We start from the raw sequence: 24,404 nt of genomic DNA on the forward strand, positions 1-24,404 counted from the left end.
CTCCGCCATCACCCGCGCCACCAGCTCGGCCACCGTCGGCACGTCGTGGATCAACGCCTGGATGGTGCCGGCCGTCCAGATCCCCGCATCGACGTCGCCGCTCTGGTAGGCTTCGCGGCCCCGCGCGCCCTTCACCAGATGCGCCACCTCCTCGAACGGCTTTCCGGCCCGCTCCAGCGCCAGCACCTGCTGGGAAATCGCGTTCTTCCGCACCCGGCTGGTGTTGCGGTAGTTCCGGAAGATCAGGTCGGTGGACCGCTCGTCGCCCTCCACCATCGCCTGCTTGAAGTTCATGTGGATCGGCGCCTCCTGGGTGCACATGAAGCGGGTGCCCATGTTGATGCCCTCGGCCCCCATCGCCAGCGCCGCGACCAGTCCGCGCCCGTCGCCAAACCCGCCCGAGGCGATGACCGGGATCTTCACCTTGTCCACGCAAGCCGGGATCAGGATCATGTTGGGCACATCATCCTCGCCCGGATGCCCGGCGCATTCGAACCCGTCGATGGAAATCGCATCCACCCCCATCCGCTCCGCCGACAGCGCATGCCGGACGGCGGTGCATTTGTGGATCACGATGACGCCGTGCTTCTTCAGCTCGGTCACATGCTCTTCGGGCTTGTAGCCCGCCGTCTCCACGATCTTCACCCCGCCCGCGACGATGGCATCGCGATATTCGGCATAGGGCGGGGGCGTCAGCGTCGGCAGGATGGTCAGGTTCACGCCGAAGGGCTTGTCGGTCATCTCCCGGCAGCGCTTGATCTCCTTCAGCAGCGCCTCGGGCGTCGGTTGCGTGAGCGCGGTGATGAAGCCGAGCGCGCCGGCATTGGCCACCGGCGCCACCAGATCGGCGGTGCCGACCCACTGCATGCCGCCCTGGGCGATGGGATGCTCGACGCCCATCAGCTCGGTGAAACGGGTTTTCATCGCGGGTCTCCTCCTGCGGGGTCGGCCCGTTCGCCCGGGCCTTTCATGGAAACGGGCCGGAGGGGGTTCCCCCCGCCGGCCCGCAAGGTCGTTCAGGCCGTGGCGCCGCTCAGCGCGGAGCCATGCGGATCGCGCCGTCGAGGCGCACGTCCTCGCCGTTGAAATAGCCGGTCTCCAGCATCACGCAGGCGAGGGCTGCGTATTCCGACGGGTCGCCCAGGCGGGCCGGATGCGGCACGGCGGCGGAAAGGGCCGCCTTCACGTTGTCCGGCGCGCCCTGCAGCAGGGGCGTGTTGAAGATGCCCGGCAGGATGGTGTTGATCCGGATCCCCTCGGCCGCGAAATCACGCGCGATGGGCAGGGTCATCGCCACGATGGCGCCCTTGGAGGCGGAATAGGCGACCTGGCCCATCTGCCCGTCCTCGGCCGCCACCGACGCGGTCATCACCATCGCCCCGCGGTCGCCGCAATCGAGCTTCTCGACTTCCAGCATCCCCGCGGCCGAGGCGACGATGCAGCGGAAAGTGCCGACCTGGTTCACCTGGATGGTGCGCATGTAGTCCTCCATGGAGAACCGCTTGATCGCCCCGGTCTTGCGATCCCGGCCCACGGTCTTCGCCGCGGTGCCGATGCCGGCGCAGTTGACCAGGATCCGCTCCTGCCCCTGGGCGGAGCGGGCATGGGCGAAGCCCTGCTCGACGCTGTCGTCGGAGGTGACGTTGACCTCGCAGAAGGTCCCGCCGATTTCCTTCGCCAGCTTCTCGCCCGCCTCGGCGTTGAGGTCGAAGATCGCGACCTTCGCGCCCCGCGCCGCCAGCATCCGCGCCGTCGCGGCGCCGAGGCCCGAGGCCCCGCCGGTGACGACCGCGCTCAGTCCCTTGATCTCCATCACAGCGCCTCGATGATGGTGACGTTGGCGAGCCCGCCGCCTTCGCACATGGTCTGCAGCCCGTATTTCTTGCCCCGCGCCTTCAGCGCGTGGATCAGCGTCGCCATCAGCTTGGTGCCCGACGCGCCGAGCGGATGGCCGAGCGCGATGGCGCCGCCGTTGACGTTGATCTTCTCGGGATCGGCGCCGAGATGCTTCAGCCAGGCCATCGGCACAGGGGCGAAGGCCTCGTTCACCTCATAGAGGTCGATGTCGTTGATCGACATGCCGGCCCGCTTCAGCGCCTTTTCGGTGGCGAAAAGCGGCTCTTCGAGCATGATCACCGGATCGCCGCCGGTCACCGACATGTGGTGGATGCGCGCGATCGGGGTGAGCCCGTATTTCTTCACCGCCGCCTCGGAGGCGACCAGCACGGCGGAGGATCCGTCGCAGATCTGGGAGGCGTTGCCGGCGGTGATCACGCCGCCCTCCTGCAGGACCTTCAGCCCGGCCAGACCTTCCATGGAGGCCTCGGCGCGGATGCCCTCGTCGCGGGTGTGGAGCATCGTGCCGCCATTGCCGTCGGAGACCTCGATGGGCACGATCTCCAGATCAAACGCCCCGGCATCGGCGGCGGCGGCGGCGCGGCGGTGCGAGCGCAGCGAATATTCGTCGAGCATCTCACGGCTGAAGCCGTGCTTCTGCGCGATCATCTCCGCGCCGGCGAACTGGGTGAAGGCGATGTCGGGATATTTCCTGTCGAGCCCCGGGGACTTCGCGGAATTCGGCTGGAATTCGGGCGTGAACGAGCCGGTGGAGCCCATCGGCACGCGGGTCATCGACTCGACGCCCGCCGCGATCACCACGTCCTGCGTGCCCGACATCACCGCCTGGGCCGCGAACTGGATCGCCTGCTGGGAGGAGCCGCACTGGCGGTCGATGCTGACCGCCGGCACATGCTGGGGCAGGTTCGAGGCGAGCACGGCGTTGCGGCCGATATGCAGCCCCTGCTCCTTGGTCTGGCCGACGCAGCCCATGATCACGTCTTCGATGGCGTTCGGGTCGACGCCCGAGCGGTCGAGGATGGCGTTGAGCGAGGCGGCGGCGAGGTCGACGGGGTGCCAGCCGGCGACTTTGCCGCCGCGGCGGCCTCCGGCGGTGCGCACGGCGGCGCAGATGTAGGCTTCGGGCATGGGGTGTCCTCCCTTGTGTGGCGTCCCGGCGGCGTTCTCGCCGCCGGGTTGGCGGGTCGGGTTCAGCCGCCGAACTTGGCGGGGCGCTTTTCGCGGAAGGCGGTCACGCCCTCCTTGAAGTCGGGGGAGCGCCCGGCCTGGCGCTGGAAATCACGCTCGGTGGCGAGCGCGTCGTCGAAGGCGGCCTCGGCGGCGATCCAGCCGGCGCGGCGGATCAGACCGAGCGAGGACGGGCCTTTGGCGAGCCGCTGGGCCAGCGCCATCGCCTCCTCCTCGACCTTGTCGTCCTCCACGACCCGGTTGATCAGGCCCCATTCCAGGGCCTTTTCCGCCGGCAGCTTCTCGGCCAGCAGCATCATCTCCATGGCGCGGACCCGGCCGATGGCGTGGGTCAGGAGCCAGGTGGCGCCGCCGTCGGGGACGAGGCCGATACGGGCGAAAGCCTCGAGGAAATAGGCCGACTTGCCCGCGACGATCAGGTCGGCGCACAGCGCCAGCGACGCGCCCACCCCGGCTGCCGGCCCGCGCACGGCGGAGACCAGCGGGATCGGCAGGTTGCGGATCGTCATCATCAGCGGGTTGTAGTGGCCTTCCAGCGAGGCCCCGACGTCGATGTTGGGGTCGTCGAAATCGCGCCCGCCCGAAAGGTTAGCGCCCGAGCAGAAGCCGCGCTCCCCGCCCGCCAGCATCACCGCGCGGCAGGACTTCGACGCCTCCTCCAGCGCCTCGCGCATCGCGTCGCCCATGTCGGTGGTGACGGAGTTGAGGGTTGCGGGATCGTTGAGGCGGACGATCATCACGTCGCCGTCGCGCTCGACCAGGATCTTGGGATTGCTCATGAATGGGTCTCCATCATGGGTGTCGGGGGGATCGGCTCAGCGGTATTCGCGCCGCTCCCACCACGGGAAGTAGTCGGGCATATCGGCCGAGACCTTGTCGGGGAAGACCGCCGGGCGCTTGGCGAGGAAGGAGGCGACGCCCTCCGCCACATCCTCCGACTGCCCGCGCGAGGCGATGCCGCGGCTGTCGATCTTGTGGGCCTCGATCGGGTGATCGGCGCCCAGCATCTTCCACATCATCTGCCGGCCCAGCGCCACGGCGACGGGGGCGGTGTTGTCGGCGATCTCGCGCGCCAGCGCCCTGGCGGCCGGCAGCAGGTCGTCGGGTTCGTGGATCGAGCGGACGAGGCGTCCGCGCAGCGCCTCCTCGGCGTCGAAGACCCGGCCGGTCATCACCCATTCCAGCGCCTGCTGGATGCCGACGAGGCGGGGGAGGAACCAGGACGAGCACGCCTCGGGCACGATGCCGCGACGGGGGAAGACGAAGCCGTAGCGGGCCTTGGTGGAGGCGAGCCGCACGTCCATCGCGAGCTGCATGGTCGCGCCCACGCCCACCGCCGGGCCGTTGCAGGCCGAGATCACCGGCTTGAGGCATTCGAAGATGCGCAGCGTCAGCCGCCCGCCGCCGTCGCGCAGGCGCGGGTCGGAATAGTCGGTGCGCCCGTCCGCGCCCTCCTTCATGTAGTCGCCGGAGGTGAAGGGCTTGCCGCCCTCCTCCCGGGTGAGATCCGCGCCGGCGCAGAACCCGCGGCCCGAGCCGGTGACGATGATGGCGCGCACGTCGTCATCGGCGTCGGCCGCATCCAGCGCCTTGATGAAATCCGCCTGCATCTGGCGGGTGTAGGCGTTCAGCTTGTCGGGCCGGTTCATGGTCAGGGTCAGCACCCCGTCCTCGAGCTCGGTGAAGATATGGGTGTAGTCGGTGCGCTCGATCATCGGGCGGTCTCCTCCAGGTCGTCTGATTGGCGCGCCGGTCGTCGAGGATCGGGCGCAGGGTGGGCCTCCCGTCATATCACGGGCTTTGTGTCCGACAATCGGGGAATGTAAGGCTCACGTATGTTAACCGTGGCGGGGCGGGTCAGTTCACCTGCCGCCCGCGGCCTTCCCAATAGGGCGCGCGCAGGTCTCGCTTGAGCAGCTTTCCCGACGCGTTGCGGGGCATCGCCGCGATCACCTCGACGGTCTTGGGGCATTTGAAGGCGGCGAGATGGGCGCGGCAATGGGCGATCACCCCAGCTTCGTCGAGCGTCGCGCCCTCTTTCAGCGTGATCACGGCCTTCACCGCCTCGCCCCATTTCTCGTCCGGCACGCCGATCACCGCGGCCTCGGAGACGGACGGGTGGGCGTAAAGCACGCTCTCGACCTCGGCCGGGTAGACGTTCTCGCCGCCGGAGATGATCATGTCCTTGATGCGGTCGTGGATGTAGACGTAGCCATCCGCGTCCATGTAGCCGGCATCGCCCGACTTCACCCAACCGTCGGCGGTCTTGGTCTTGGCGGTCGCCTCCGGGTTCTTCCAGTAGCCGATCATGCCTTGCGAGCCGCGGGTGGCGATCTCGCCGATCTCGCCCAGCCGCAGTTCCGCGCCATCCTCGCCGAGGATCTTGATCTCCTGCCCCGGCATCGCCTTCCCGGCCGAGTTCATCCGCGGCGAGCCCTTGGGGTCGTGGTCCGAGGGCGGCAGCAGGCAGACCGAGCCGGTGGTCTCGGTCATCCCGTAGACCTGGGTGAGCTTGCCGCCGATCACCTCGAGGCATTCGCGCAGCAGCGGCAGCGGCATCGGGGCCGCGCCATAGGAGATCGAGCGGATGCCCGAAAAATCCGTCTCCTTCGCCTTGGGGTGACGCACGATGAACTGCAGCGCGGCGGGAACGGCGAAGAGGCGGGAGACCCCCTCGTTGTGGATCAGGTCCATCGCCTCGATCGGGTCGAATTCGCGGGTGATGATCGCGCCGCAGCAATTGGCGAAGCTGATCACCCAGAGGCCGAGGCCGCCGATATGGGCGAAGGGCATCGCCACCAGGTTCACGTCGTCGTCGGACCAGGTGTCGTAGGGCATGGCGTGCGGGGCCATCGCCGCGCGCTGGCGCAGCAGGTTGCCGCCCGACAGCATCACGCCCTTGGGCAGCCCGGTGGTGCCCGAGGTGAACAGCAGCAGGCAGGGATCGTCGGGCCCGGCCTTGTCGTCCGGGTAGCCGATGGGCTGCGCATCGCGCCAGGGCTCGTAGGCGGGCCATTCGGGGTGACCGCCCTCCATCGCGATGATCTTCAGCGTCGCGGGCAGCAGGTGACGGATCGCCTCGACGGCCGCATGGAACTCGGGGCCGACGCAGAGCAGGTCCGGGCCGAAGATGTTGATGACCCCGGCCACCTCCTCGGGCGCAAGCCGCCAGTTGATCGGGCCGAAGATGCCCCCCGCCCGCGCGGTTCCCACCAGAAGCTCGTAGGCCAGGTCGGAGTTCTTGCCGAGATAGGCGACGAGCTTCGCGCCTTCCGCCTCCAGCCCGTTCGCCACCCGGTCCGCCAGCCGGTCGAACTGGGCGAAGCTGGTGCTGCGCCCCTCGAACGTATGGCAGCGCGCATCGGGGCGTCGGGCGGCGTTGGCGCGCGAGAGCAGCCCCAGCGTGGTCATCGCCTTCGGATCGATCATCGTCATCCTCCCCGGGGCGCAAGGCTTTTTCCGCCGCTTCCCCCTGCAAACCGGCGGCAGGCGCCGCCCGGACCGTCGCGGAGCCTGGGGCCGCCGCCGGGCGCTGTCTTGCGTCCGGCGGCGGCGACCCTCGCTCAGATGCTGCGCGACACCAGCTCTTTCATGATTTCCGACGTGCCGCCGTAGATCCGCTGCACCCGCGCGTCGCGCCAGAGGCGGGCGATGGGATATTCGTTCATGTAGCCGGCCCCGCCATGCAGCTGCAGCGAGGCGTCGACCACCTCCCACTGCATCTCGGTGAACCAGAGCTTGGCGGCGGAGGCCTCGTAGGCGGTCAGCTTGCCGTCGCAATGCCGGTTCAGCGCCCAGTCGAGATGCGCCCAGCCCGCCTGCAGCTTGGCCTTCATCGAGGCGAGCGCGAAGCGGGTGTTCTGGAAGTCCATGATGGTCTTGCCGAACGCCTCGCGGCCCTTGACGAAGGTCACCGCCTCGTCGAAGGCCCGCTGCGCGCCGCCCATGGCCGAGGCGCAGATCGACAGACGCTCCTGCGGCAGCTGGTCCATCAGCTGCTTGAAGCCCTTGCCCTCTTCGCCGAGGCAATTGGTGATCGGCACCCGCACGTCGGAGAAGAAGAGCTCGGACGTGTCGGCCGAATGCTGGCCGATCTTGTCGAGGTTGCGCCCGCGCGAGAACCCGTCGCGGTCCGCCTCGACCAGGATCAGGGAGATGCCCTTGGCGCCGAGGCTGGGGTCGGTCTTGGCGACGACGATCACGAAATCGGCGTTCTGGCCGTTGGTGATGTAGGTCTTGGAGCCGTTGACCACGTAGTGGTTGCCGTCCCGGATCGCCGAGGTGCGCACGCCCTGAAGGTCGGAACCCGCGCCCGGCTCGGTCATCGCGATGGCGCCGATGAGCTCGCCCGAGATCATGCCCGGCAGGTATTTGTTCTTCTGCTCCTCGGACCCGTAGGCCTCGAAATAGCCCGCGATGATGTCGGATTGCAGGGTGAAGCCGGCGGAGGACCCGGCATAGGCCAGCTCCTCGGCCACCACGGCGTTGTAGCGGTAGTCGAGGCCGAGCCCGCCATAGGCCTCGGGCACGGTCGGGCACAGCAGCCCGCCCTCGCCGGCGGCCAGCCAGCAGGCGCGATCCACCACGCCCTCGGCCTCGTAGCGGTCGAGGTGGGGGATCAGGTGGCGGTCGAAGACGCGACGGACGGTATCGCGGAACTGTGCGTGGTCTGCGCCGTAGGCGGCGCGATCGGCGGCGTCGAGCATGGGACCTCCCTGGCGGCGGCGCTTGTGGCCGCTCTCCCGCATTAATTACGCGATTAAGTTCAGCCGGACAAGCGGGAGGCGCAGGGGAAGGCGGCGCGGATCAGCGGCGGACCTGGAGCCCGTCCATGATCAGGCCCACGGTCTGCTCGACATAGACGCGGCGCAGATCGTCATCGAGTTCGTCGATGCCGTGCACGTATTTCAGCACGAACCGGGCCGAAAAGATCTGGTCGCAGGCGCCGATCGCCATGAAGTAGAAGAAACGCGCATCGGTCGGGCGAAATTCGCCCAGCGCCACGCCCTCGGAGATCATGGTCTCATAGGCCTCTGCGATGGGGCGCAGGTAGGTCTCGGCGATCTTGCGGCCGACCTCCTCGCTTTCGTCGCGCATGATCGAGACGAGCAGGCGCTGAAGATAGGGAAACCGGAAGTAGATCCGGATCAGGCCCGAGAGATGATAGCGCATCTTGGCGGCTGGCCGCAGGTCCATCGCCACCAGATCGCGAAGCTGGGTGATGGACAGCGACAAGTCCCGCTCCAGCAACGCCAGAAGCAGGCCGTTCTTGTTGCCGAAATAGTATTTGACCAGCGCCGAGTTGACGCCGGCTTCGGCGGCGATATCGGAAATCGACACGCTCAGCGTGTCGCGGCTGCGCATCAGCGAACTGGCCGCGGCCAGCAGACTGTCCCGGGTGGACAGGCGGAGGCCCGGTCCCTGCTCCGTCGCCGCGTCGCTGCTCATCACCAAGTTAAAACCGCCCCTGCCAGATCGTGCGCAGACCTTAAGTGCGCGACGAGCCCTTGTCACCCGCTCAGCCTCCTCCGCCGGCCAGGGGGGGATTCGCCGGTCGCCGCCTCGCCCCGCCTTGCCATCGACGCGGGCGGCGTCTACGCGTGAACGCCAGCTTTCCGAAACGGAAACGAGGGGCGCGCATGGACGACGGACCGAACCGGCTCCCGGCCGCCCCGGCGCCCGAGACGGCGCGCCCGACGGTCCTGGCCGAGGCCGAGATCAACGCCATCCGCGATCCCGCCCGGGTGGAGCTGCGCCGCGATCAGCTGCTGGATGCGGCGCTCGAGCTCTTCATCGAAAAAGGCTACGCCTCCACCACCATCCGGGATATCTGCGCGCGGTCCGGGGTGAACCAGGCCAGCCTCTACGACTATGTCGCCAACAAGCACGACATCCTGCGCCGGGTGATGAACCGGCTGTGGTTCCGGCCGCAGAGCGGCGGGATGATCAGCGTGCTGGCCGATCCGGCGCGCGGCTCGGTCAAGGCCGCTGTGGCGCGGATCCTGCGCCATTCGTGGACCACGCGGCGGCTCGCCACCCTGCTCGCCTATCGTTCGGTCCCGCATCTGGGGCGGGAGGATCGCGAGACCCTGCGGCTGCGCGAAGAAGGGCTGATCCGCGCCCTCGCCGCCCAGCTGCGCGCCGAATCCGGGGCGGCGGAGGATGACAAGCGGCCCGAGATCGTGGCGAATTTCATCATCTTCGCCAATGCCTTCGGGCCGATGCGCGACTGGCTGCTGCGCGATTGCGACGAGGCGCTGGTGCTCGACACCGTATCCGCCGGGATCGCCGCGATGATCGAGGATCTGAAGTCCCCGCCCCAGGCGCCGCCGCGGCCGCCCGCCCGCGACTGTGGGCGGGCGGCGACGGGGTCAGCTGGCCTTGGCGCGGATCGGGGCTTCGGCCGCCTCGAGTTCGGCGAGGGCGCGGGCCGCGGCGATCCGGCGACGACGCAGCGCGAAGTCGAGGATCCGGCCGGCGCTTTCGGGCCGCGGCGCGACCGCGGTCTCGGCCCCCTCGCGGCGACGCAAGCGGATCACGCCGCGCGGCAGGCGCGCGCCCCGTGCAAGCGTTGGGGCCAGCGCGAAGATCGGCAGGCGGGCGGCGCCGGGATCGCGCGCCGCGCCCTCCACCAGCCGGTGGATGGCGAGCAACGCCGCCGGCATCTCCAGCGTCGAGCGGCAGACCAGATGGCGCGGCGTCCAGTCGGGACGGAACGTCTCCTTGAAGCGGCGCAGGCCGCGCAGGCCCTGGGGATCGCCCTCGCGGCCGAAAATCCGGGCGCCGATCCTCGACAGGCGCGTGGCGGCCGGGTCCGCGTCCAGCCCCGAGAGCGGCGCCATGCAGAGGTTGAAGCGCGCGGCGCCCGCGTCCTGCGCGGCCAGCGCCGCTTCGACGATCAGCGCGTGCATGGTCCCGTCCGGCGCGTCGGGGCGCAGACGCATCAGGTCCAGCATCCGCTCCGTCCCGTCGCCGGAGGTCCAGGCGGTGACGAAGCCGACCAGGCGACCGTCGATCCGCGCCTCCACCACGTCATGGCGGCGGGCGAAATCCCAGTCCCAGTGACCCATGGAGAAGCTCCGCTCCCGCTTGACGCCGCCCTCGGTCCAGGCCTCGGACACCTCCGCCAGTTCCGCCGGATCGGCCTCGCCGGGCGCGCGGCGGGCGATGACCACCCCGACCTTGCGCAATTTCGTCAGCTTGCGGCGCAGCTCGCGACGCTCGGGCGTGTCGAGGGTGAAGGCGCCGAGGTCGAGCGCGCCTTCCTCGCCCAGCTTCTGCACCTTCCAGCCACGCGCGGTCCAGAACGGCAGGGCGGCGTCGTCGGCCTTGTAGATGGCGATGCGGGCGCCAGCGGCGCGGGCCTCGCCCTCGAACTTGTCGAGCAGCGGGCCCCAGGCGGCCGCAGGCCCCTGCGGGTCGCCCAGCGCCACCCAGCGGCGACCAAGGGCTGCATACATCACGAAAGCCCGGCCGCAATCGGACAGCACGAAGCGCTTGTCGCCCAGCCAGGCGAGCTCCCCTTCCGCCCGGCCGCCCTCGTCGAGGATCCACTGCACGCGGTCGCGGATCTCGGCCGCCGAGAGGGTATCGGGCGCATCGGGGCGCGGCGCGCGGCGCAAGAGGACCAGGGCCGCGACCAGGGTCGGCCCGTGGTAGATCACCCGGAACAGGAGGATGGAGGCGGCGAGTTCGGCCACCGGCAGGGTCGGGAAGGCGACGATCAGCGCCGCCTCGAAAACCCCCGCCCCGCCCGGCGCGCCGGTGAGCAGGCCGAGCCCGAGCGCGGCGGCGAAGACGGCGATCAGCTCCATCGGGGCCGGCGCCCAGGCGGCGGGCATCAGCACCCAGAGCGCGAGACCGGCGGCGATCAGATCCCCGGCGCAGAGCGCCACGGAGCGGACGAGCCAGCGCAGGTCCGGGCCGCGCAGCGCCAGCCCCGCCACCCGGGTCCGGCGGCGGCCGAGCGTCGCGCAGCCGGCGACGAGACCGACGAGCGCCAGCGCGGCGGCGGCGCGGACCTCCGCCGCCGCGGCGCCGGTCAGGTGCATGGCCGCGGACGGATCGGCCAGCGTGATCAGCGAGAAGAAGCCTGCCACCCCGGCGAAGAAGCCGAGCGAGGCCATGCCGGTCATCGCCGCCGCCTGCGCCGGGCCGACCCCGGCCCCGCCATAGGCGCGCCAGCGGGCCAGCGACCCGGTCGCCATGCCGAAGCCCAGCGTCTGGCTGACGGCGCCGGCGGCGAAGCCGCCGGTGAGCAGCCGGCGCGCCGACAGGCGCAGCCCGAGCCGTCCGGCGGCGGAGACGTCGTAGCCGGCGATGAACCCATGCGAGATCGCGGTCAGGATCAGCGCCGCGGCGATGGCGGCGGCGGGCGCGGCGGAAAGGGCCGCGGCCATCGCCTCGCCCTCGATCTCCGCCAGCCGGCCGCGCATCGCCCAGAGCGCGAGCGCCGCGATGCCGACCGGCGCCGCGACGCGCAGCGCGATGCGGCGCGCGCGCCGGCCCCGGGCGGACGGCACGCCGCCCGCGTCGATCCTCGTGGTGTTGATCATGGAAACCCGTTCCCCTTTGCTCGCTCCGCCGGCGACCATGAGGGCTCGGAATTTTCATCGGATTAACGCGAACGCCGGGCGCGGGAGGAAATCCCGCGCCCGGCGCAAAACGTTTTTCCAAGAAGGGGCCGCCCCGAAGGGCGACGCCTCAGTAAGCGATCAGGGAGGGCAGCCACAGCGTGATCGACGGGAAGGCGATCAGCAAGGTGATGGTGATCGCATCCATCACCACGAACCAGCCGATACCCTTGAAGATCTCGTGCGTGGGCACCTGATCCCCGACGATGCCCTTCACCACGAACACGTTGAGCCCCACCGGCGGGGTGATGAAGCCCACCTCCAGGAACTTGGCCATCAGGATGCCGAACCAGATCAGGTTGATCGACTGGCTCTCCAGCACCGGCAGCAGGATCGGGATGGTCAGCAGCATGATCCCGATGGGATCGAGCAGCATGCCCAGGATCAGCAGCGCCACCGCGATCAGCAGAATGGTCTGCAGCTGCGAATAGCCCGAACCGGAGATGAAGTCGGCCAGGATGTCCGTCACCCCCGACAGCGCGAAGAAGCGGGTGAGCAGCTGCGCGCCGATGGCGATCACGAAGATCGAGGCGGTGGAGCGCAGGGTCTCGTTCACCGCCAGCATGAACACCTTGGGCGACATGGTGCGCTTCATGATCGCGATCAGGAAGGCGAGGAAGGCCCCGACGGAGCCGGCCTCGGTCGGTGTGAACACGCCCGAGAACAGCCCCCCGAACACGCCCGCCACCAGCAGCATCACCGGCCAGGTGTCGGCCAGCGCGCCCAACTTCTCCGACGTCGTCGGATGCTCGTCGACCCGCGGGGCCAGCGACGGCGTGCGCCAGCAGCGCACGAACACCATCACCGAATACATGAGCGCGGTCAGCACGCCCGGCAGGAAGGCCCCGGCGAACAGCTGGGAGATCGGCTGTTCGACGAAGATGCCGTAGATGATCAGGATGATCGATGGCGGGATCATCGAGCCGATGGTCCCCGCCGCGGCGACCGTGCCGGTGGCGAGCCCCTTGTCGTAGCCCGCCTTCAGCATCTCGGGCACCGCGATGCGGCCCATGGCGGCGGTGCAGGCGAGCGACGAGCCGGTGACCGCGGCGAACAGCGCCGAGCCCTGGATCGAGGCGATGGAAAGCCCGCCCGGCAGCCAGCTGAGCCAGAGCCGCGCCACGCGGAACAACCCCTCGGTCAGACCCGCATGGTAGCAGAAATAGCCCATCAGCAGGAACATGGGGATCGAGCTGAGGGTCCAGTGGGCGGTGAAGTCGTAGGGCACCTCGGCCAGCATGCCGACAGCGGCGCGCGGGCCGAGGATCAGATAGATGCCCCCGACGGAGACCATGCCCAGCGCCACGCCGATCGGCACGCGCAGGAAGATCATGGTCAGAAGGACGCCGATGCCGATCAGGCCCAGCGTTTCGGGATCGAGATCGCTCAATGTCCGGCTCCCGATAGCGCCGCGTTCTCGGCGTCGGTGTCGTCAAGATCGGCGCGGACGAGACGGATGACCGCGCGCACGAAGCGCAGCACGAGCAGCGCGGCGATCAGCCCGCAGCCCAGCGGCACCAGGAAACGGCCCGGCCAGATCACCACGGGATAGGTGCCCATGATGAACTCGCCGACGTTGAACTTGCGCACGGCCGATTCCCAGGAAAAGGCCATCAGCATGGCGAAGAAGCTCAGCGCCAGCGCATGGGCGGTCACGTCGAGAACCCGGCGGCCGACCCGCGGCAGCGCCGAATAGATCAGCTCGACATGGATATGGCCGTTGACCTTCTCCACCGCCGCCAGCGGCAGGAACACCACGGCGACCATGTAATAGTTGGACACCATCTCCAGCGTCACCGGGATCGGCGCGTTGAAGACGTATTTGCCGATCACGTCGACGGTCACATGACCCATCATCAGCGTCAGCGCGATCACCGCCAACACCATGAAGATGGTCGAGACGAGGTCGATCAATTGCGCGATGACCTTCATGCCCTCGGCCTCCGCGCGGCGCGCGGGCGGCGCGTATCTCCGGCCCGGACGCGGGGTCCCGACCTGTCGATGCTCCGGATCACGGCATCCCTCCCCTGTTCCCTTTGCCGGCGGTCGCTCCTGCCCCCGCCGTGGCGCGGGACGCTATCCGTCCGCTTGCGAACGGTCAACCGCGCGACTAACCCGGCTTCGCCCGCCAAGCCCCTGTCGCAACTGGCAGGATAGCTGACGGGCGCGTCACCAGACCGCCAGCAGAAGCGCCAGCCAGCCGACCACGAGCGGATAGATCAGGGCGGTGTAGCCGAGGTTCCAGCGCCAGGTCATCGCGGTCGGCGAGATGCCCGAGACCCGGCTCAGCACCAGCGCCCCCGCAGCGAAGGGCGAACAGGTGAGCGCCAGCGCCCAGCCGGCGCTCATCGAGAGGATCAGGAGCGCAGGGTCGGCCGGCAGCGCGCCCGACGCGCCCAGCGCGTTGCCCACGAACACCACGAAGACGATGGGCGTGATCGCCACCTGCACCACCAGGCAGATGCCCAGCGGCAGCAGCGCCAGCAGCAGCAGGGTGGGGATGGAATCGGTCCAGGCCGCCACCGCCTCGGGCGGCAGCAGGGCCGAGAGCATCGCGCCCATGTAGCCCGCGACCGAGAGGGTGATCGCCTCGGGCGAGGACGCGGGGATCGACCGGCCGAGGATGGCGGCGACGCGCCCGCCCGTCGCGCGCAGGGCGGCGACGGGGGAGGCGCCGGCCTCCGCCGCCGCGCCCAGCGATTGCGAAAAGATCCAGGCCAGGGTCAGGGCGGGGGCGGCGAGCATCAACGCCGGCACCATCGCCACCCCGGCGGAGAACGAGATCGCCGCCGCGATCCCCGCCAGCGCCAGCGCGACGAAGCCCACGTCGATCAGCGCCCGGCGCGGGACCGGCGGCGGGCCGGGGCGGATCACGCCGGCGGCGGCCCGCGCCGCCTCCGCCCGCCGCTGCACGCCCGCCCAGCGCACCCGGTCCTCGACATAGCCCGCGATCCCGGTGAGCAGCGCCAGGCCCAATCCGCCGCCGATCACCTTCCACGGGTCCGCGCCGGGAAAGAGGTTGGCCAGTATCGCCTGGGTCACCGTCGTGGGGGCCCAGACGATGGCGGTGGCGAAGCCGCGCAGCAGCGACGAGAACTGCCGCCGCTCCTTGATCGCCGAGGTGACCTCCGCCTCGCCGCCCTCGCGCCCCGCCCGCACGCCCGCCTGGATCAGCGGGGCCAGCAGGTTCAGCGCGCCGACATTGAGCAGCACCGCCAGCAGGTGCCCGCCCGAGGTCAGCGCGCCATATCGGCGCCCCGGCGGCTGCCGGGTCAGCCAGCGCCCCGCGGCCGCCACGGAACGCGAGGTCGAGGCCGCGTCGCGCAGAACCCCGATCAGCAGCATGAAGGCGGCGAGGAAGGCCGCCCGGTCGAGCGCGTCCCAGATCACCGCGCCGGCATGATCGCCGCCCAGGACCTCGGCCACGGTGAGAAGGATCGCGACCGCGAGCAGCAGCCGCTCGCGCATCTTCAGCGCCCGCCGCCCGACCACGCAGAACGCCAGCAAGGCCCCGATCGCGCCCGACGCCGCCCATTCCGCCCCCGAGAACGCCCGGATCAGCGCCCCCGCCGACACCGCGAGCAGCAGGGCCGAGATCACCCGGTCCTGGACGCCGGGCGCGGGCAGCGTCGCCGCGGGCGCGCCGGAAGGCGGGGGAGGGGGGGGCATGGCGCGCCTCAACCGCGACCGGCCGGCCGACAGGGGCCGGGGGCGGATCCGCAGGGCGCGGCGCGGCCTCCGGTCCGGACGGAACTGGGCAGGGGGAGGCGCGCGCGGCGGCGCGGAAACGGGCGCATGTCGGGCCGAGCCTTGCGCGGCGGCGCCCCGGTTTGCAAGCCCGCGCGGGACGATGACGCTGCGGGAGTCCCCGCCCACGACGGCCCATTCCCCTTTTTCTTCAAACGCTTGATTGAATTGCGCGCCGTCCATGAACGCCAACTGGACAATCCGGCCGCTGCCGCGGCAGTATGCGCGCGAACCATCGGGGGGGCCCAGGCCCTCCTTCGCAGGTGAGCCCGCCGCCTTGCGCGGGCCGTCAGGGAGGACGACACGCATGAACAAGTTCGCCAGGGTCGCGACCGCCGCAGCGCTCGCGCTCGCCGCCGCCGGCTCCGCCGCGCAAGCCGAAACCCGCATCACCGCATCGCTGTGGGTCGGCCCCAAGCACCCGGTCACGGTCGGCGGCTACGACCCGATGATCAAGGAGCTCGAGGCTTCGGGCGAGTGGAAGGTGAAGTACTTCCAGGGCGGCGCCCTGCTCGGCGCCAAGCCGACCCTGTCGGGCCTGCGCGACGGCATCGCCGATGTCGGCATGATGGCGATGACCTACTTCCCCGCCGAGTTCCCCCGTGCCCAGGTCGTGGCCGACATGGGCCTGTCGACCCCGTCGGCCCTGGTCGCGATGTTCATGGCGTCCGAATTCAACTTGCTGCACTGCCAGCCCTGCCTCGACGAATACCTCGCCCAGGGCATCATCTACACCGGCACCTACTCGACCTCGCCCTACACGCTGATCTCGAAGATGCCGATCCGCTCCACCGCCGATCTGGCGGGCAAGAAGATGCGCGTTCCGGGCTCGCTCTGGTCGCGCTGGGCGGCCGGCGTCGGCGGCATCGAGGTCAACGTGCCGTCGTCGGAGATGTATGAGGGGCTCGACAAGGGCGCGCTCGACATCGCCATCCAGGCGCCGGGCGCGATGCGCTCCTACTCGCTGTGGGACACCGCGAAATACGTGACCACGCTGAACCTCGGCACCTACCACTCCCTGTCGCTGCTGTCGTTCAACCAGCGCTTCTGGCAGGATCTGGACGCGGACCAGCGCAAGATGATGCTCGACCAGGCCGCCCGCGCCGGCGTCCGGGCCACGCAGCTCTACTCCGAGTCCGACGCCGAAGTGCTCGCCGAAGTCGCCGAGCACGGCGTGGAGGTCATCGAGCCGTCCGAAGCGATGAACGCCGACAAGGCCGCCTTCGTGAAGGCCGATACGCCCACCATCGTGTCCGAGGCCCGCGACCTGCACGGCATCGCCGACGCGCAGGCGATGGTCGACACCCTCAACGGCCTGATCGAGAAGTGGACCGGGATCGTCGCCGAGATCGGCGAAGACGACACCGACGCCCTGGTCGCCCGCTTCAAGACCGAGGTCTACGACAAGCTGCCCGCCGACTACGGCATGTGAGCCGGGGGTCCCTGCGGGGGCCTCGACGGTGCGAGTTCGGCGCGGCGCCCCCCCGGGGCGCCGCGTTTTTCGTTTGGGGGGTGGGTTTGGGGGGCCGTCAGGCGAAGGCGTCGGCGATGGCCTCTCCGGCCGCATGGCCCGACGCCCAGGCCCACTGGAAATTGTAGCCGCCGAGCCAGCCGGTGACGTCCACCGCCTCGCCGATCACATGCAGGCCGGGGACCGTGCGCGCCTCCAGGCTGCGGGCGTCGAGGCCGGAGACGGCGACGCCGCCCAGCATGACCTCCGCCGTCCGGTAGCCCTCGGTCCCCACCGGGCGCAGGGACCAGGCGGAAAGGCCCGCGCCGAAGGCGGCGAGCGCGCGGTCGGGCATGTCGGCGAGATTGCCGGTCAGCCCCGACGCGTCGGCCATGGCCTGCGCCAGCCTGCGGGGCAGCTGCTCGGCCAGCGCGGTGGCGAGCGCGCGTTTGGGACCCGCCCGCTTGGCCGCGACCAGCGCCGCCCCCGGATCGGCGCCGGGGGCGAGGTCGATGGCGATCGCCTCCCCCTCCCGCCAGTAGGACGAGGCCTGCAGGATCGCCGGCCCCGACAGGCCGCGATGGGTGAAAAGCAGCGCCTCCTCGAACCGCACGCCCCCCGCGGAGACGACGGCGGGCGTCGCCACGCCCGCCAGCGGACGGATCGTCTCCAGCGCGCCGGGGGCGAAGGTGAGGGGGACGAGGCCGGGGCGGGTCTCGGTCAGTTCCAGCCCATAGCTTTCGGCGACGTTGAGCGCGAAGCCGCTGGCGCCCATCTTGGGGATCGATTTGCCCCCCGTCGCCAGCACCAGGCGCGGGGCCTCGGCCGTGGTCCCGTCCGACAGGCGCAAGCGCCAGCGCTCGGGCCCGCGCGCGATATCCTCGACCGAGGTGGAGAGGCGCAGCGCGACGCCGGCGCGGGCCATCTCGGCCAGCAGCATCGCCACGATCTCGCGCGCCGAGCCGTCGCAGAAGAGCTGGCCCAGGGTCTTCTCATGCCAGGGGATGCGGTGGCGGGCGACGAGGGCGAGGAAATCGGCGGGGGTGTAGCGGCCGAGCGCCGACTTGGCGAAATGGCGGTTGCCCGACAGATAGCGCGTCGCGTCGCCGCCCGAGAGATTGGTGAAATTGCAGCGCCCGCCGCCGGAGATGCGTATCTTCTCGCCCGGCGCATCGGCATGGTCGACCACCAGAACCGGCGCCCCGCGCGCCCCGGCCGCGGCGGCGCACATCATGCCCGCGGCGCCTGCGCCGAGCACGATGGCGTGATAAGCTTCGGTTTGCATGGGTCGGGGTCCGGGCGAGGGCGGCGAAGGCCGGTTCGCATCATGGATCAGGGGCTGTGGCAAGGGCGCCCGCAGCGGTCGGTCCCGGCGCCAGGAATTTTCTCGCCGCAGCGTTTGGCGGTTGCGTCATGGTTTCGCCGCAACTATTAACGTTGTGAATGGACATGAGCGTGGACATAGAGGGTCTGACGGACCTGGAACGGGCGACGTTGCGGCGTCTGCTGGCGGCCGTCAGCACGATTCGCGCCGAGGATCCCGAGATGCCGCTGCAGCAGGTGGCGCTGTTTCTCGAGATCGCGGTTCGCGAAGGTCAGTCGCTCAACGAGCTTCAGCACCGGATCGGCATGGCCAATTCCTCGACCTCGCGCGGGGTGACGTCCCTGTCGACGCGGGTGCTGCAGGGGCGCGAAGGCCTGGGGCTGGTGAGCAACGACCCCGACCCGACCGAGCGTCGGCGCAACCTGCACAACCTCACCCCCAAGGGCGAGGCGCTGGCCCGGCGTTGCGTCGAGGTTTTGAATGGCGGACGGTCGGCGCCGGACTGAGGCGCCCAACGAAGCTTCGGCATTGCGGCGCGTTTCAATCGGATCGGCGCATCGTCGACGGAGACCGTCGACGGGCGCTTCAGCCGAAAGGTCCGCCCGCGCGATCCGCCCTTCAGATCCGCACGTTCAACCCGCCCGCCGCCGCCCGCTCCGCCTCTTCCGGCGTGGCGCCGGCGCGTACCGCGCGGCTTCGGGAGCTGATCGCGGCCAGGGCTTCCTGCAATTTGGCCAGCGCGAGAGCGGCGACCCGGCGGTCCGCGGCCGACGGGTCGGACGAGGCCAGGGCCGCCTGGCTCACCACACGCATCTTTTGGGCGGTGGCGTGGGGGTCGCCTTCCACCGGAGTGATGTCGATGGGCACGAAGCCGCCGATGGCGTAACGCCGGCCGTCCGGCCCGGTCTGATACATGTAGACCGGCGGACCCGCCCAGGGACGCCCGGCGATGACATGGGCCATCTCGTGGGCCCGCACCTCCCGGTCGCGATCGGAGAGGCGGGAGACGGCCTCCCGCTCCGCTTCCGACAACCCGCCCAGCAGCGGCTCGGATTTCAGCGCCGGGGCGGGCGTCTGGTCCTTGCGCGCGGCGGGCCGATCCGACTCGGTCGTCTCGTCGCCGCTTTCCAGTGCGGCGCGGGCCAGACGCCCGGTCAGGCCGCTTTCTCCCGAGAGTCGGGAGGGCCGCCGCCGCCCGTTTCGCGACGCGAGAGCGTCGAGCGCCGCGTTGTCCGTGTCGGAGGCTGACCGACGCGGCGGCGCGGCAGCCTCAGGCGTCTCCGCCGGATTGAGCGCGGAGCCAGGCGGCTCCACCCGTCGCGGGGCGGAGGTCATCGCATATGTGGAGAGAGATCCCAGCATGATGTCGACCTCGACAAGTCGGACCACGGTCCGAACGTTCGCACTTTCGCAAGCCGAGGTTTCGAAATCGTTAAGCCCATGACGAGACCGCTCCGAACCGGAGATTCGCGCTCCGGCCGCGCGCAGGGCGCCCCCGGGCTCAGGTCGCCGTGGATGAACGAGCCGTTATCCGCAAGAAAACGGGGGGGACCCGACAAGTCCCCCCCCAGCAGGCGCAGCGGTTCAGGCTTCTGGTGATCTGCTCGCGGTTTCGCCTGCGGCCTGTTCGTCAACGCGCGGCGAAGGGGGTCAGGAACACCCCGATGTCCCGCCGCACGTGTTGCATTTCAGGCAGGTGCCGTTGCGCACCAGCGTGAAGTTTCCGCATTCCCCGCAGGGATCGCCCTCGTAGCCCTGCATCTTGGCCTTGGCGCGGTCGTCCATCGGCGAGATCGCCGTGGCCGCCGACTCGACCAGGGTGGCCGTGGCGCCGACCGTCTCCAGCGCCGCAACCGAGGCGGTGGATGCGGTCGCGCCGCGCACCAGGAACAGGTCCTGCGGCATCCGCTTGCGCATGTAGCCCGGCGACGTCATCTCGCGCAGCATCGCCACCGCCTGCTCGGCGACCGGATCGTCGGCGGGCACGAAGTTGGCCTTGCCCTCCTGGTCGCCATTGCCGACTTCGTCGAAACGGACGCCGTCGGGCTGCACATGGGCCAGATCGGTGCGATCCAGGTAGGACACCGCCAGCTCGCGGAAGATGTAGTCGAGGATCGAGGTCGCGTTCTTGATCGAGTCGTTGCCCTGCACCAGACCCGCCGGCTCGAAGCGGGTGAAGGTGAAGGCCTCGACGAATTCCTCGAGCGGCACGCCGTACTGAAGACCGACCGAGATGGCGATGGCGAAGTTGTTCATCATGGCGCGGAAGGCGGCGCCTTCCTTGTGCATGTCGATGAAGATCTCGCCGAGCCGGCCGTCCTTGTATTCGCCGGTGCGCAGATAGACCTTGTGGCCGCCGACGATGGCCTTCTGGGTGTAGCCCTTGCGCCGCTGGGGCAGCTTGTCCCGGCCGGCCGCGATCTCCTTCACGATGATCTTCTCGACGATCTTCTCGGCGATCATCGAGGCGCGGGCCGACATCGGGGCCTCGGCCAGCTCCTCCTCGAAGTCGTCGTCGTCGTCGATCAGCGCCGAGGACAGCGGCTGCGACAGCTTGGAGCCGTCGCGATAAAGCGCGTTGGCCTTCACGCCGAGCGACCAGGAGAGCTCATAGGCCTCCAGGCAATCGGCGATTCCCGCGTCGTTGGGCATGTTCACGGTCTTGGAGATCGCGCCCGAGATGAAGCTCTGCGCCGCCGCCATCATGCGGATATGGCTTTCGACCGAGAGATAGCGCTTGCCGATCTTGCCGCAGGCGTTGGCGCAGTCGAACACCGACAGATGCTCGTCCAGCAGGCCCGGCGCGCCTTCCAGCGTCATCGTCCCGCAGACGTGGTTGTTGGCGAGCTCGATATCGGCCTTGGAGAAGCCGAGATGGCGCAGGATCGAGAACCCGGCGTCGTTCAGCTTCGCCTCGGGGATGCCTAGCGTGTCGCGGCAGAATTCCAGCCCCAGGGTGAACTGGTTGAAGGCGAAGGAGATGTCGAAGGCGGTCTCGGTCGCGGCCTCCAGCTTCTCGATCTGCTCGGGACCGAAGCCCTTGGCGACCAGCTTCTGCAGGCTGACGCCCGGCGCGTCGGCCAGCGTGCCGGCGCCGACCGCGTAGCGGATGATGCGGTCGACGGAGACCTCATCGTAGCCCAGCGTCTCCAGCGCGGCGGGAACCGACTGGTTGATGATCTTGAAGTAGCCGCCGCCGGCCAGCTTCTTGAACTTCACCAGCGCGAAGTCCGGTTCGATGCCGGTGGTGTCGCAGTCCATCACCAGGCCGATGGTGCCGGTGGGGGCGATCACGGTCGCCTGGGCGTTCCGATACCCATGGGCCTCGCCGAGGCGCAGGGCCTCGTCCCAGGCGACGCGGGCGCGGACCACCAGCTCGGGATCCGGGCAGGCGCCGGCGTCGAGCGGGACCGGGGTCACTTCCAGGCCCTCGTAGCCGTCGGTCTCGCTCATCGCGGCGCGGCGATGGTTGCGGATGACGCGCAGCATGTCCTTGGCGTTCGACTTGTAGCCCGGGAACGGGCCGACTTCGGAGGCCATCTCGGCGGAGGTCGCGTAGGACACGCCGGTCATGATCGCGGTCAGCGCGGCGGCGATGGCGCGCCCCTCGGCCGAGTCGTAGCCGAGCCCCATGTTCATCAGCAGCCCGCCGATATTGGCGTAGCCGAGGCCGAGCGTGCGGTACTTGTAGGACCGGCGCGCGATCTCCTCCGACGGGAACTGCGCCATCAGCACGGAGATTTCCAGCGTGACGGTCCACAGCCGCGAGGCATGCTCGTAGGCCACGACGTCGAAGCCTTCGGCGTCGAGGAAGGTCAGCAGGTTCATCGAGGCCAGGTTGCAGGCCGTATCGTCGAGGAACATGTATTCCGAGCACGGGTTGGACGCGCGGATCGGGCCGTCGGCCGGGCAGGTGTGCCAGGCGTTGATGGTGTCGTGATACTGCACGCCCGGATCGGCGCAGGCCCAGGCGGCGTGACCGATCTGGTCCCACAGCTCGCGCGCCTTCACGGTCTTGGCGACCTTGCCGTCGGTGCGGCGCAGCAGCTCCCAGTCCTTGTCCTCGCGCGCCGCCTTCAGGAAGGCGTCGGTCACGCGGACGGAGTTGTTGGAGTTCTGGCCGGAGACGGTGAGATAGGCTTCCGAATCCCAGTCGGTGTCGTAGGTCGGGAATTCGATCGAATCATAGCCCTGCGCCGCGTATTCCAGCACGCGCTTGGTGTAGGTCTCGGGGATCATCGAGCGGCGCGCGGACTTGATCGCGGCCTTCAGGGCGGGGTTCTTCTTGGGGTCGAAGGCGTCGGCCTCGGCCCCGTCCCATTCGCGGATCGCGCCGAAGATCTCGTTGAGCTTGGTCTCATGGATCTTGGAGCCGGCGACGAGGGAGGCGACCTTCTGCTCCTCGCGCACCTTCCAGTTGATGAAGGCCTCGATATCGGGGTGATCCATGTCGCAGATCACCATCTTGGCGGCGCGGCGCGTGGTGCCGCCCGACTTGATGGCGCCCGCGGCGCGGTCGCCGATCTTGAGGAAGCTCATCAGGCCCGACGACTTGCCGCCGCCGCCCAGCGGCTCGTTCAGCGCGCGCAGGTCTGAGAAGTTGGTGCCGGTGCCGGACCCGTATTTGAAGAGCCGCGCCTCGCGGGTCCACAGGTCCATGATGCCGCCGTCGTTGACCAGATCGTCGGAGACGGACTGGATGAAGCAGGCATGGGGCTGCGGGTGCTCATAGGCCGACTTCGACTTGACCAGCTTGCCGGTCTGGAAGTCGACATAGAAGTGGCCCTGCGACGGGCCGTCGATGCCGTAGGCCCAGTGCAGGCCGGTGTTGAACCATTGCGGCGAATTCGGCGCGGCCATCTGCGCGCAGAGCATGTGGCGCATTTCGTCGTAATAGGCCCGGGCGTCGGCCTCGGTGGTGAAGTAGCCGCCCTTCCAGCCCCAATAGGCCCAGGCGCCGGCCAGACGGTCGAACACCTGCGCCGCCTTCATCTCGGAGCCGTAGCGCTCGGACTCGGGCAGCTTGGCCAGCGCGGCTTCGTCGGCGACCGAGCGCCACAGGAATTCCGGCATCCCCTCTTCGGGAACCTTCTTCAGGCGGGCGGGGACGCCGGCCTTGCGGAAATACTTCTGGGCCAGCACGTCCGAGGCGACCTGGCTCCACGCGGAGGGCACCTCGATGCCCTTCAGCGAGAACACGATGGTCCCGTTGGGATTGCGGATCTCGGAAGTCGCCTTGCGGAAGTCGAACGCCTCGTAGGGGGAGGCGCCGTCCTGGGTGAAGCGGCGTTCGATCTTCATAACTGGTCCCTCTTCCGCCCTTGCATGGGGCGTGTTCGCAATGGTTCCGAGAGCGTCGCGAGCGTCGCGCCGTCCCCTCGGAGCGCCCTGGCGGACGGCTCCATTGATCTGGTGTGCGGTGGTGGGGCTAGGCCCCTGCGGCTGGCGACAACACCACATGTAGTGTGGGCCGCCGCTGATAGGTCCATGATTAGGAAAGCGCCCCCCGCGGTGCAACAGATTTATTGCAAGTTTCGACTAGATTTTGCGGTTGACGCCCTATCGCCCCACCACCCCTAGCGATCCGTTAACCGAACGAATTAGCAACATTTACCATTTGGCAAGACTTCTTGACGTCGCCCCGAGTCGAGAACATTATGAGAACATCAAGGAGGCGCCGCAAGTGCGAAACGACCCGAACGACCCGACCGCCGCTCCCCTCTCGGGCACGCCCCCGGGATTCGCTCTGGCCCGCGGCGTCTGCCGCGGGCTGATCGATCTGGGATTCGCGCCGATCTGCGAATTCGTCCCGGCGCGCGGGTTGCGCGCCGACGTCTTCGCGCTCGGCCCCAAGGGCGAGATCTGGATCGTGGAGTGCAAATCCGGCCTGCCGGATTTCCGGTCGGACCGGAAATGGCCCGGCTACCTCGACTGGTGCGAGCGGCTGTTCTTCGCCGTCGATGAGGATTTTCCGGCCGAGGCGCTGCCCCCCGACCACGGCCTGATCCGCGCCGACGCCTGGCGCGCCGAGATCCTGCGCAGCCCCGAGCCCCGGCCGATGGCCCCTGCCCGGCGCAAGGCGATGGTGCTCAAAGCCGCCCGGATCGGCGCGCTGCGCCTGCGCGCCGCGCTCGATCCGGGGCTGGCGGCGTTTTCCGAAGTATAGGCGCCCCCGATCCGCGCGGGGGCCGCCGCCCGGAAACGA

At 69.6% G+C, this 24,404-nt stretch carries 18 protein-coding genes and 1 pseudogene; 4 read left to right on the forward strand and 15 right to left on the reverse strand.

Going from position 1 to position 24,404, the window contains the following annotated elements:
- From ACTB72_RS03220 to ACTB72_RS03255, 8 genes are all read right to left on the reverse strand, one after another.
- The coding region (locus ACTB72_RS03220) for an NAD(P)H-dependent flavin oxidoreductase (protein ID WP_463035542.1) at nt 1-924 on the reverse strand (924 nt) is incomplete at its 3' end.
- Nucleotides 925-1,033: 109 nt separating this feature from the next.
- Nucleotides 1,034-1,813, reverse strand: a complete 780-nt coding sequence (locus tag ACTB72_RS03225; RefSeq protein WP_463035543.1) for an SDR family NAD(P)-dependent oxidoreductase — start codon at nt 1,811-1,813, stop codon at nt 1,034-1,036.
- The gene (locus tag ACTB72_RS03230; protein ID WP_463035544.1) at nt 1,813-2,985 is read right to left on the reverse strand and encodes an acetyl-CoA C-acetyltransferase; all 1,173 of its coding nucleotides are present in this window, start codon (nt 2,983-2,985) and stop codon (nt 1,813-1,815) included. Before ACTB72_RS03230 ends, ACTB72_RS03225 begins: the two co-directional genes overlap by 1 nt.
- 62 nt (nt 2,986-3,047) lie before the next feature.
- Nucleotides 3,048-3,824, reverse strand: a complete 777-nt coding sequence (locus ACTB72_RS03235) for an enoyl-CoA hydratase-related protein (RefSeq protein ID WP_463035545.1) — start codon at nt 3,822-3,824, stop codon at nt 3,048-3,050.
- 36 nt (nt 3,825-3,860) lie between these two features.
- On the reverse strand, nt 3,861-4,760 hold the full coding sequence (locus ACTB72_RS03240) for a crotonase/enoyl-CoA hydratase family protein (RefSeq protein ID WP_463035546.1): 900 nt from the start codon (nt 4,758-4,760) through the stop codon (nt 3,861-3,863).
- Nucleotides 4,761-4,902: 142 nt separating this feature from the next.
- Nucleotides 4,903-6,474, reverse strand: a complete 1,572-nt coding sequence (locus tag ACTB72_RS03245) for a long-chain-fatty-acid--CoA ligase (protein WP_463035547.1) — start codon at nt 6,472-6,474, stop codon at nt 4,903-4,905.
- Nucleotides 6,475-6,608: 134 nt separating this feature from the next.
- A complete protein-coding gene (locus ACTB72_RS03250; protein WP_463035548.1) occupies nt 6,609-7,751 on the reverse strand; it encodes an acyl-CoA dehydrogenase family protein in 1,143 nt (380 codons plus the stop codon).
- A gap of 100 nt (nt 7,752-7,851) precedes the next feature.
- Complete coding sequence (locus tag ACTB72_RS03255; RefSeq protein WP_463035549.1) at nt 7,852-8,493, reverse strand: TetR family transcriptional regulator; 642 nt, start codon at nt 8,491-8,493, stop codon at nt 7,852-7,854.
- A gap of 191 nt (nt 8,494-8,684) precedes the next feature.
- On the opposite strand from ACTB72_RS03255, the pseudogene ACTB72_RS03260 reads away from it, so the two are divergent.
- Nucleotides 8,685-8,939, forward strand: a pseudogene (locus ACTB72_RS03260) (TetR/AcrR family transcriptional regulator); the annotation flags it as partial.
- 477 nt (nt 8,940-9,416) lie between these two features.
- On the opposite strand, the gene ACTB72_RS03265 reads toward ACTB72_RS03260, so the two are convergent.
- The 4 genes from ACTB72_RS03265 to ACTB72_RS03280 form a co-directional block, all read right to left on the reverse strand.
- Nucleotides 9,417-11,600, reverse strand: coding sequence for a bifunctional lysylphosphatidylglycerol flippase/synthetase MprF (locus ACTB72_RS03265; RefSeq protein ID WP_463035550.1), 2,184 nt, complete (start codon nt 11,598-11,600; stop codon nt 9,417-9,419).
- 148 nt (nt 11,601-11,748) lie between these two features.
- Complete coding sequence (locus tag ACTB72_RS03270) at nt 11,749-13,068, reverse strand: TRAP transporter large permease (protein ID WP_463035551.1); 1,320 nt, start codon at nt 13,066-13,068, stop codon at nt 11,749-11,751.
- Nucleotides 13,065-13,610 carry a TRAP transporter small permease subunit gene (locus ACTB72_RS03275; RefSeq protein WP_463035552.1) on the reverse strand — a complete coding sequence of 182 codons (546 nt, stop codon included), beginning with the start codon at nt 13,608-13,610 and terminating at the stop codon, nt 13,065-13,067. Before ACTB72_RS03275 ends, ACTB72_RS03270 begins: the two co-directional genes overlap by 4 nt.
- A gap of 237 nt (nt 13,611-13,847) precedes the next feature.
- Entirely contained in the window at nt 13,848-15,347 is a 1,500-nt protein-coding gene (locus ACTB72_RS03280) for a hypothetical protein (protein WP_463035553.1), read from the reverse strand.
- Nucleotides 15,348-15,732: 385 nt separating this feature from the next.
- Between ACTB72_RS03280 and ACTB72_RS03285 the strand changes: the two genes are divergently transcribed.
- Nucleotides 15,733-16,857 (forward strand): C4-dicarboxylate TRAP transporter substrate-binding protein, encoded by a 1,125-nt coding sequence (locus tag ACTB72_RS03285; RefSeq protein ID WP_463035554.1) that lies wholly within the window; start codon nt 15,733-15,735, stop codon nt 16,855-16,857.
- Between the two features lie 97 nt (nt 16,858-16,954).
- Here the strand turns inward: ACTB72_RS03285 and ACTB72_RS03290 are convergent, their stop codons facing one another.
- Nucleotides 16,955-18,160: a BaiN/RdsA family NAD(P)/FAD-dependent oxidoreductase gene (locus ACTB72_RS03290; protein WP_463035555.1), complete on the reverse strand. Its 1,206-nt coding sequence runs from the start codon at nt 18,158-18,160 to the stop codon at nt 16,955-16,957.
- Between the two features lie 164 nt (nt 18,161-18,324).
- Here ACTB72_RS03290 and ACTB72_RS03295 point away from each other — a divergent pair, with 164 nt between their 5' ends.
- Entirely contained in the window at nt 18,325-18,705 is a 381-nt protein-coding gene (locus ACTB72_RS03295) for a hypothetical protein (protein ID WP_463035556.1), read from the forward strand.
- A 112-nt stretch (nt 18,706-18,817) separates the two neighbouring features.
- On the opposite strand, the gene ACTB72_RS03300 is transcribed toward ACTB72_RS03295, so the two are convergent.
- Together ACTB72_RS03300 and ACTB72_RS03305 are read right to left on the reverse strand one after the other, a co-directional pair.
- Nucleotides 18,818-19,534: a putative metalloprotease CJM1_0395 family protein gene (locus ACTB72_RS03300; protein WP_463035557.1), complete on the reverse strand. Its 717-nt coding sequence runs from the start codon at nt 19,532-19,534 to the stop codon at nt 18,818-18,820.
- 315 nt (nt 19,535-19,849) lie between these two features.
- The gene (locus tag ACTB72_RS03305) at nt 19,850-23,500 is read right to left on the reverse strand and encodes a vitamin B12-dependent ribonucleotide reductase (RefSeq protein ID WP_463035558.1); all 3,651 of its coding nucleotides are present in this window, start codon (nt 23,498-23,500) and stop codon (nt 19,850-19,852) included.
- Between the two features lie 382 nt (nt 23,501-23,882).
- Between ACTB72_RS03305 and ACTB72_RS03310 the strand changes: the two genes are divergently transcribed.
- The gene (locus ACTB72_RS03310) at nt 23,883-24,365 is read left to right on the forward strand and encodes an MmcB family DNA repair protein (RefSeq protein WP_463035559.1); all 483 of its coding nucleotides are present in this window, start codon (nt 23,883-23,885) and stop codon (nt 24,363-24,365) included.
- Nucleotides 24,366-24,404 lie beyond the last annotated feature (39 nt).

The organism is Albimonas sp. (assembly GCF_055129145.1).

Excerpts from the sequence above, each read along its gene's own strand:
- ACTB72_RS03225 (WP_463035543.1), bottom strand. The coding sequence starts at position 1,813 with ATGGAGATCAAGGGACTGAGCGCGGTCGTCACCGGCGGGGCCTCGGGC.
- ACTB72_RS03230 (WP_463035544.1), bottom strand. The coding sequence starts at position 2,985 with ATGCCCGAAGCCTACATCTGCGCCGCCGTGCGCACCGCCGGAGGCCGC.
- ACTB72_RS03235 (WP_463035545.1), bottom strand. The coding sequence starts at position 3,824 with ATGAGCAATCCCAAGATCCTGGTCGAGCGCGACGGCGACGTGATGATC.
- ACTB72_RS03240 (WP_463035546.1), bottom strand. The coding sequence starts at position 4,760 with ATGATCGAGCGCACCGACTACACCCATATCTTCACCGAGCTCGAGGAC.
- ACTB72_RS03245 (WP_463035547.1), bottom strand. The coding sequence starts at position 6,474 with ATGATCGATCCGAAGGCGATGACCACGCTGGGGCTGCTCTCGCGCGCC.
- ACTB72_RS03250 (WP_463035548.1), bottom strand. The coding sequence starts at position 7,751 with ATGCTCGACGCCGCCGATCGCGCCGCCTACGGCGCAGACCACGCACAG.
- ACTB72_RS03255 (WP_463035549.1), bottom strand. The coding sequence starts at position 8,493 with ATGAGCAGCGACGCGGCGACGGAGCAGGGACCGGGCCTCCGCCTGTCC.
- ACTB72_RS03265 (WP_463035550.1), bottom strand. The coding sequence starts at position 11,600 with ATGATCAACACCACGAGGATCGACGCGGGCGGCGTGCCGTCCGCCCGG.
- ACTB72_RS03275 (WP_463035552.1), bottom strand. The coding sequence starts at position 13,610 with ATGAAGGTCATCGCGCAATTGATCGACCTCGTCTCGACCATCTTCATG.
- ACTB72_RS03280 (WP_463035553.1), bottom strand. The coding sequence starts at position 15,347 with ATGCCCCCCCCTCCCCCGCCTTCCGGCGCGCCCGCGGCGACGCTGCCC.
- ACTB72_RS03285 (WP_463035554.1), top strand. The coding sequence starts at position 15,733 with ATGAACAAGTTCGCCAGGGTCGCGACCGCCGCAGCGCTCGCGCTCGCC.
- ACTB72_RS03290 (WP_463035555.1), bottom strand. The coding sequence starts at position 18,160 with ATGCAAACCGAAGCTTATCACGCCATCGTGCTCGGCGCAGGCGCCGCG.
- ACTB72_RS03295 (WP_463035556.1), top strand. The coding sequence starts at position 18,325 with ATGAGCGTGGACATAGAGGGTCTGACGGACCTGGAACGGGCGACGTTG.
- ACTB72_RS03300 (WP_463035557.1), bottom strand. The coding sequence starts at position 19,534 with ATGACCTCCGCCCCGCGACGGGTGGAGCCGCCTGGCTCCGCGCTCAAT.
- ACTB72_RS03305 (WP_463035558.1), bottom strand. The coding sequence starts at position 23,500 with ATGAAGATCGAACGCCGCTTCACCCAGGACGGCGCCTCCCCCTACGAG.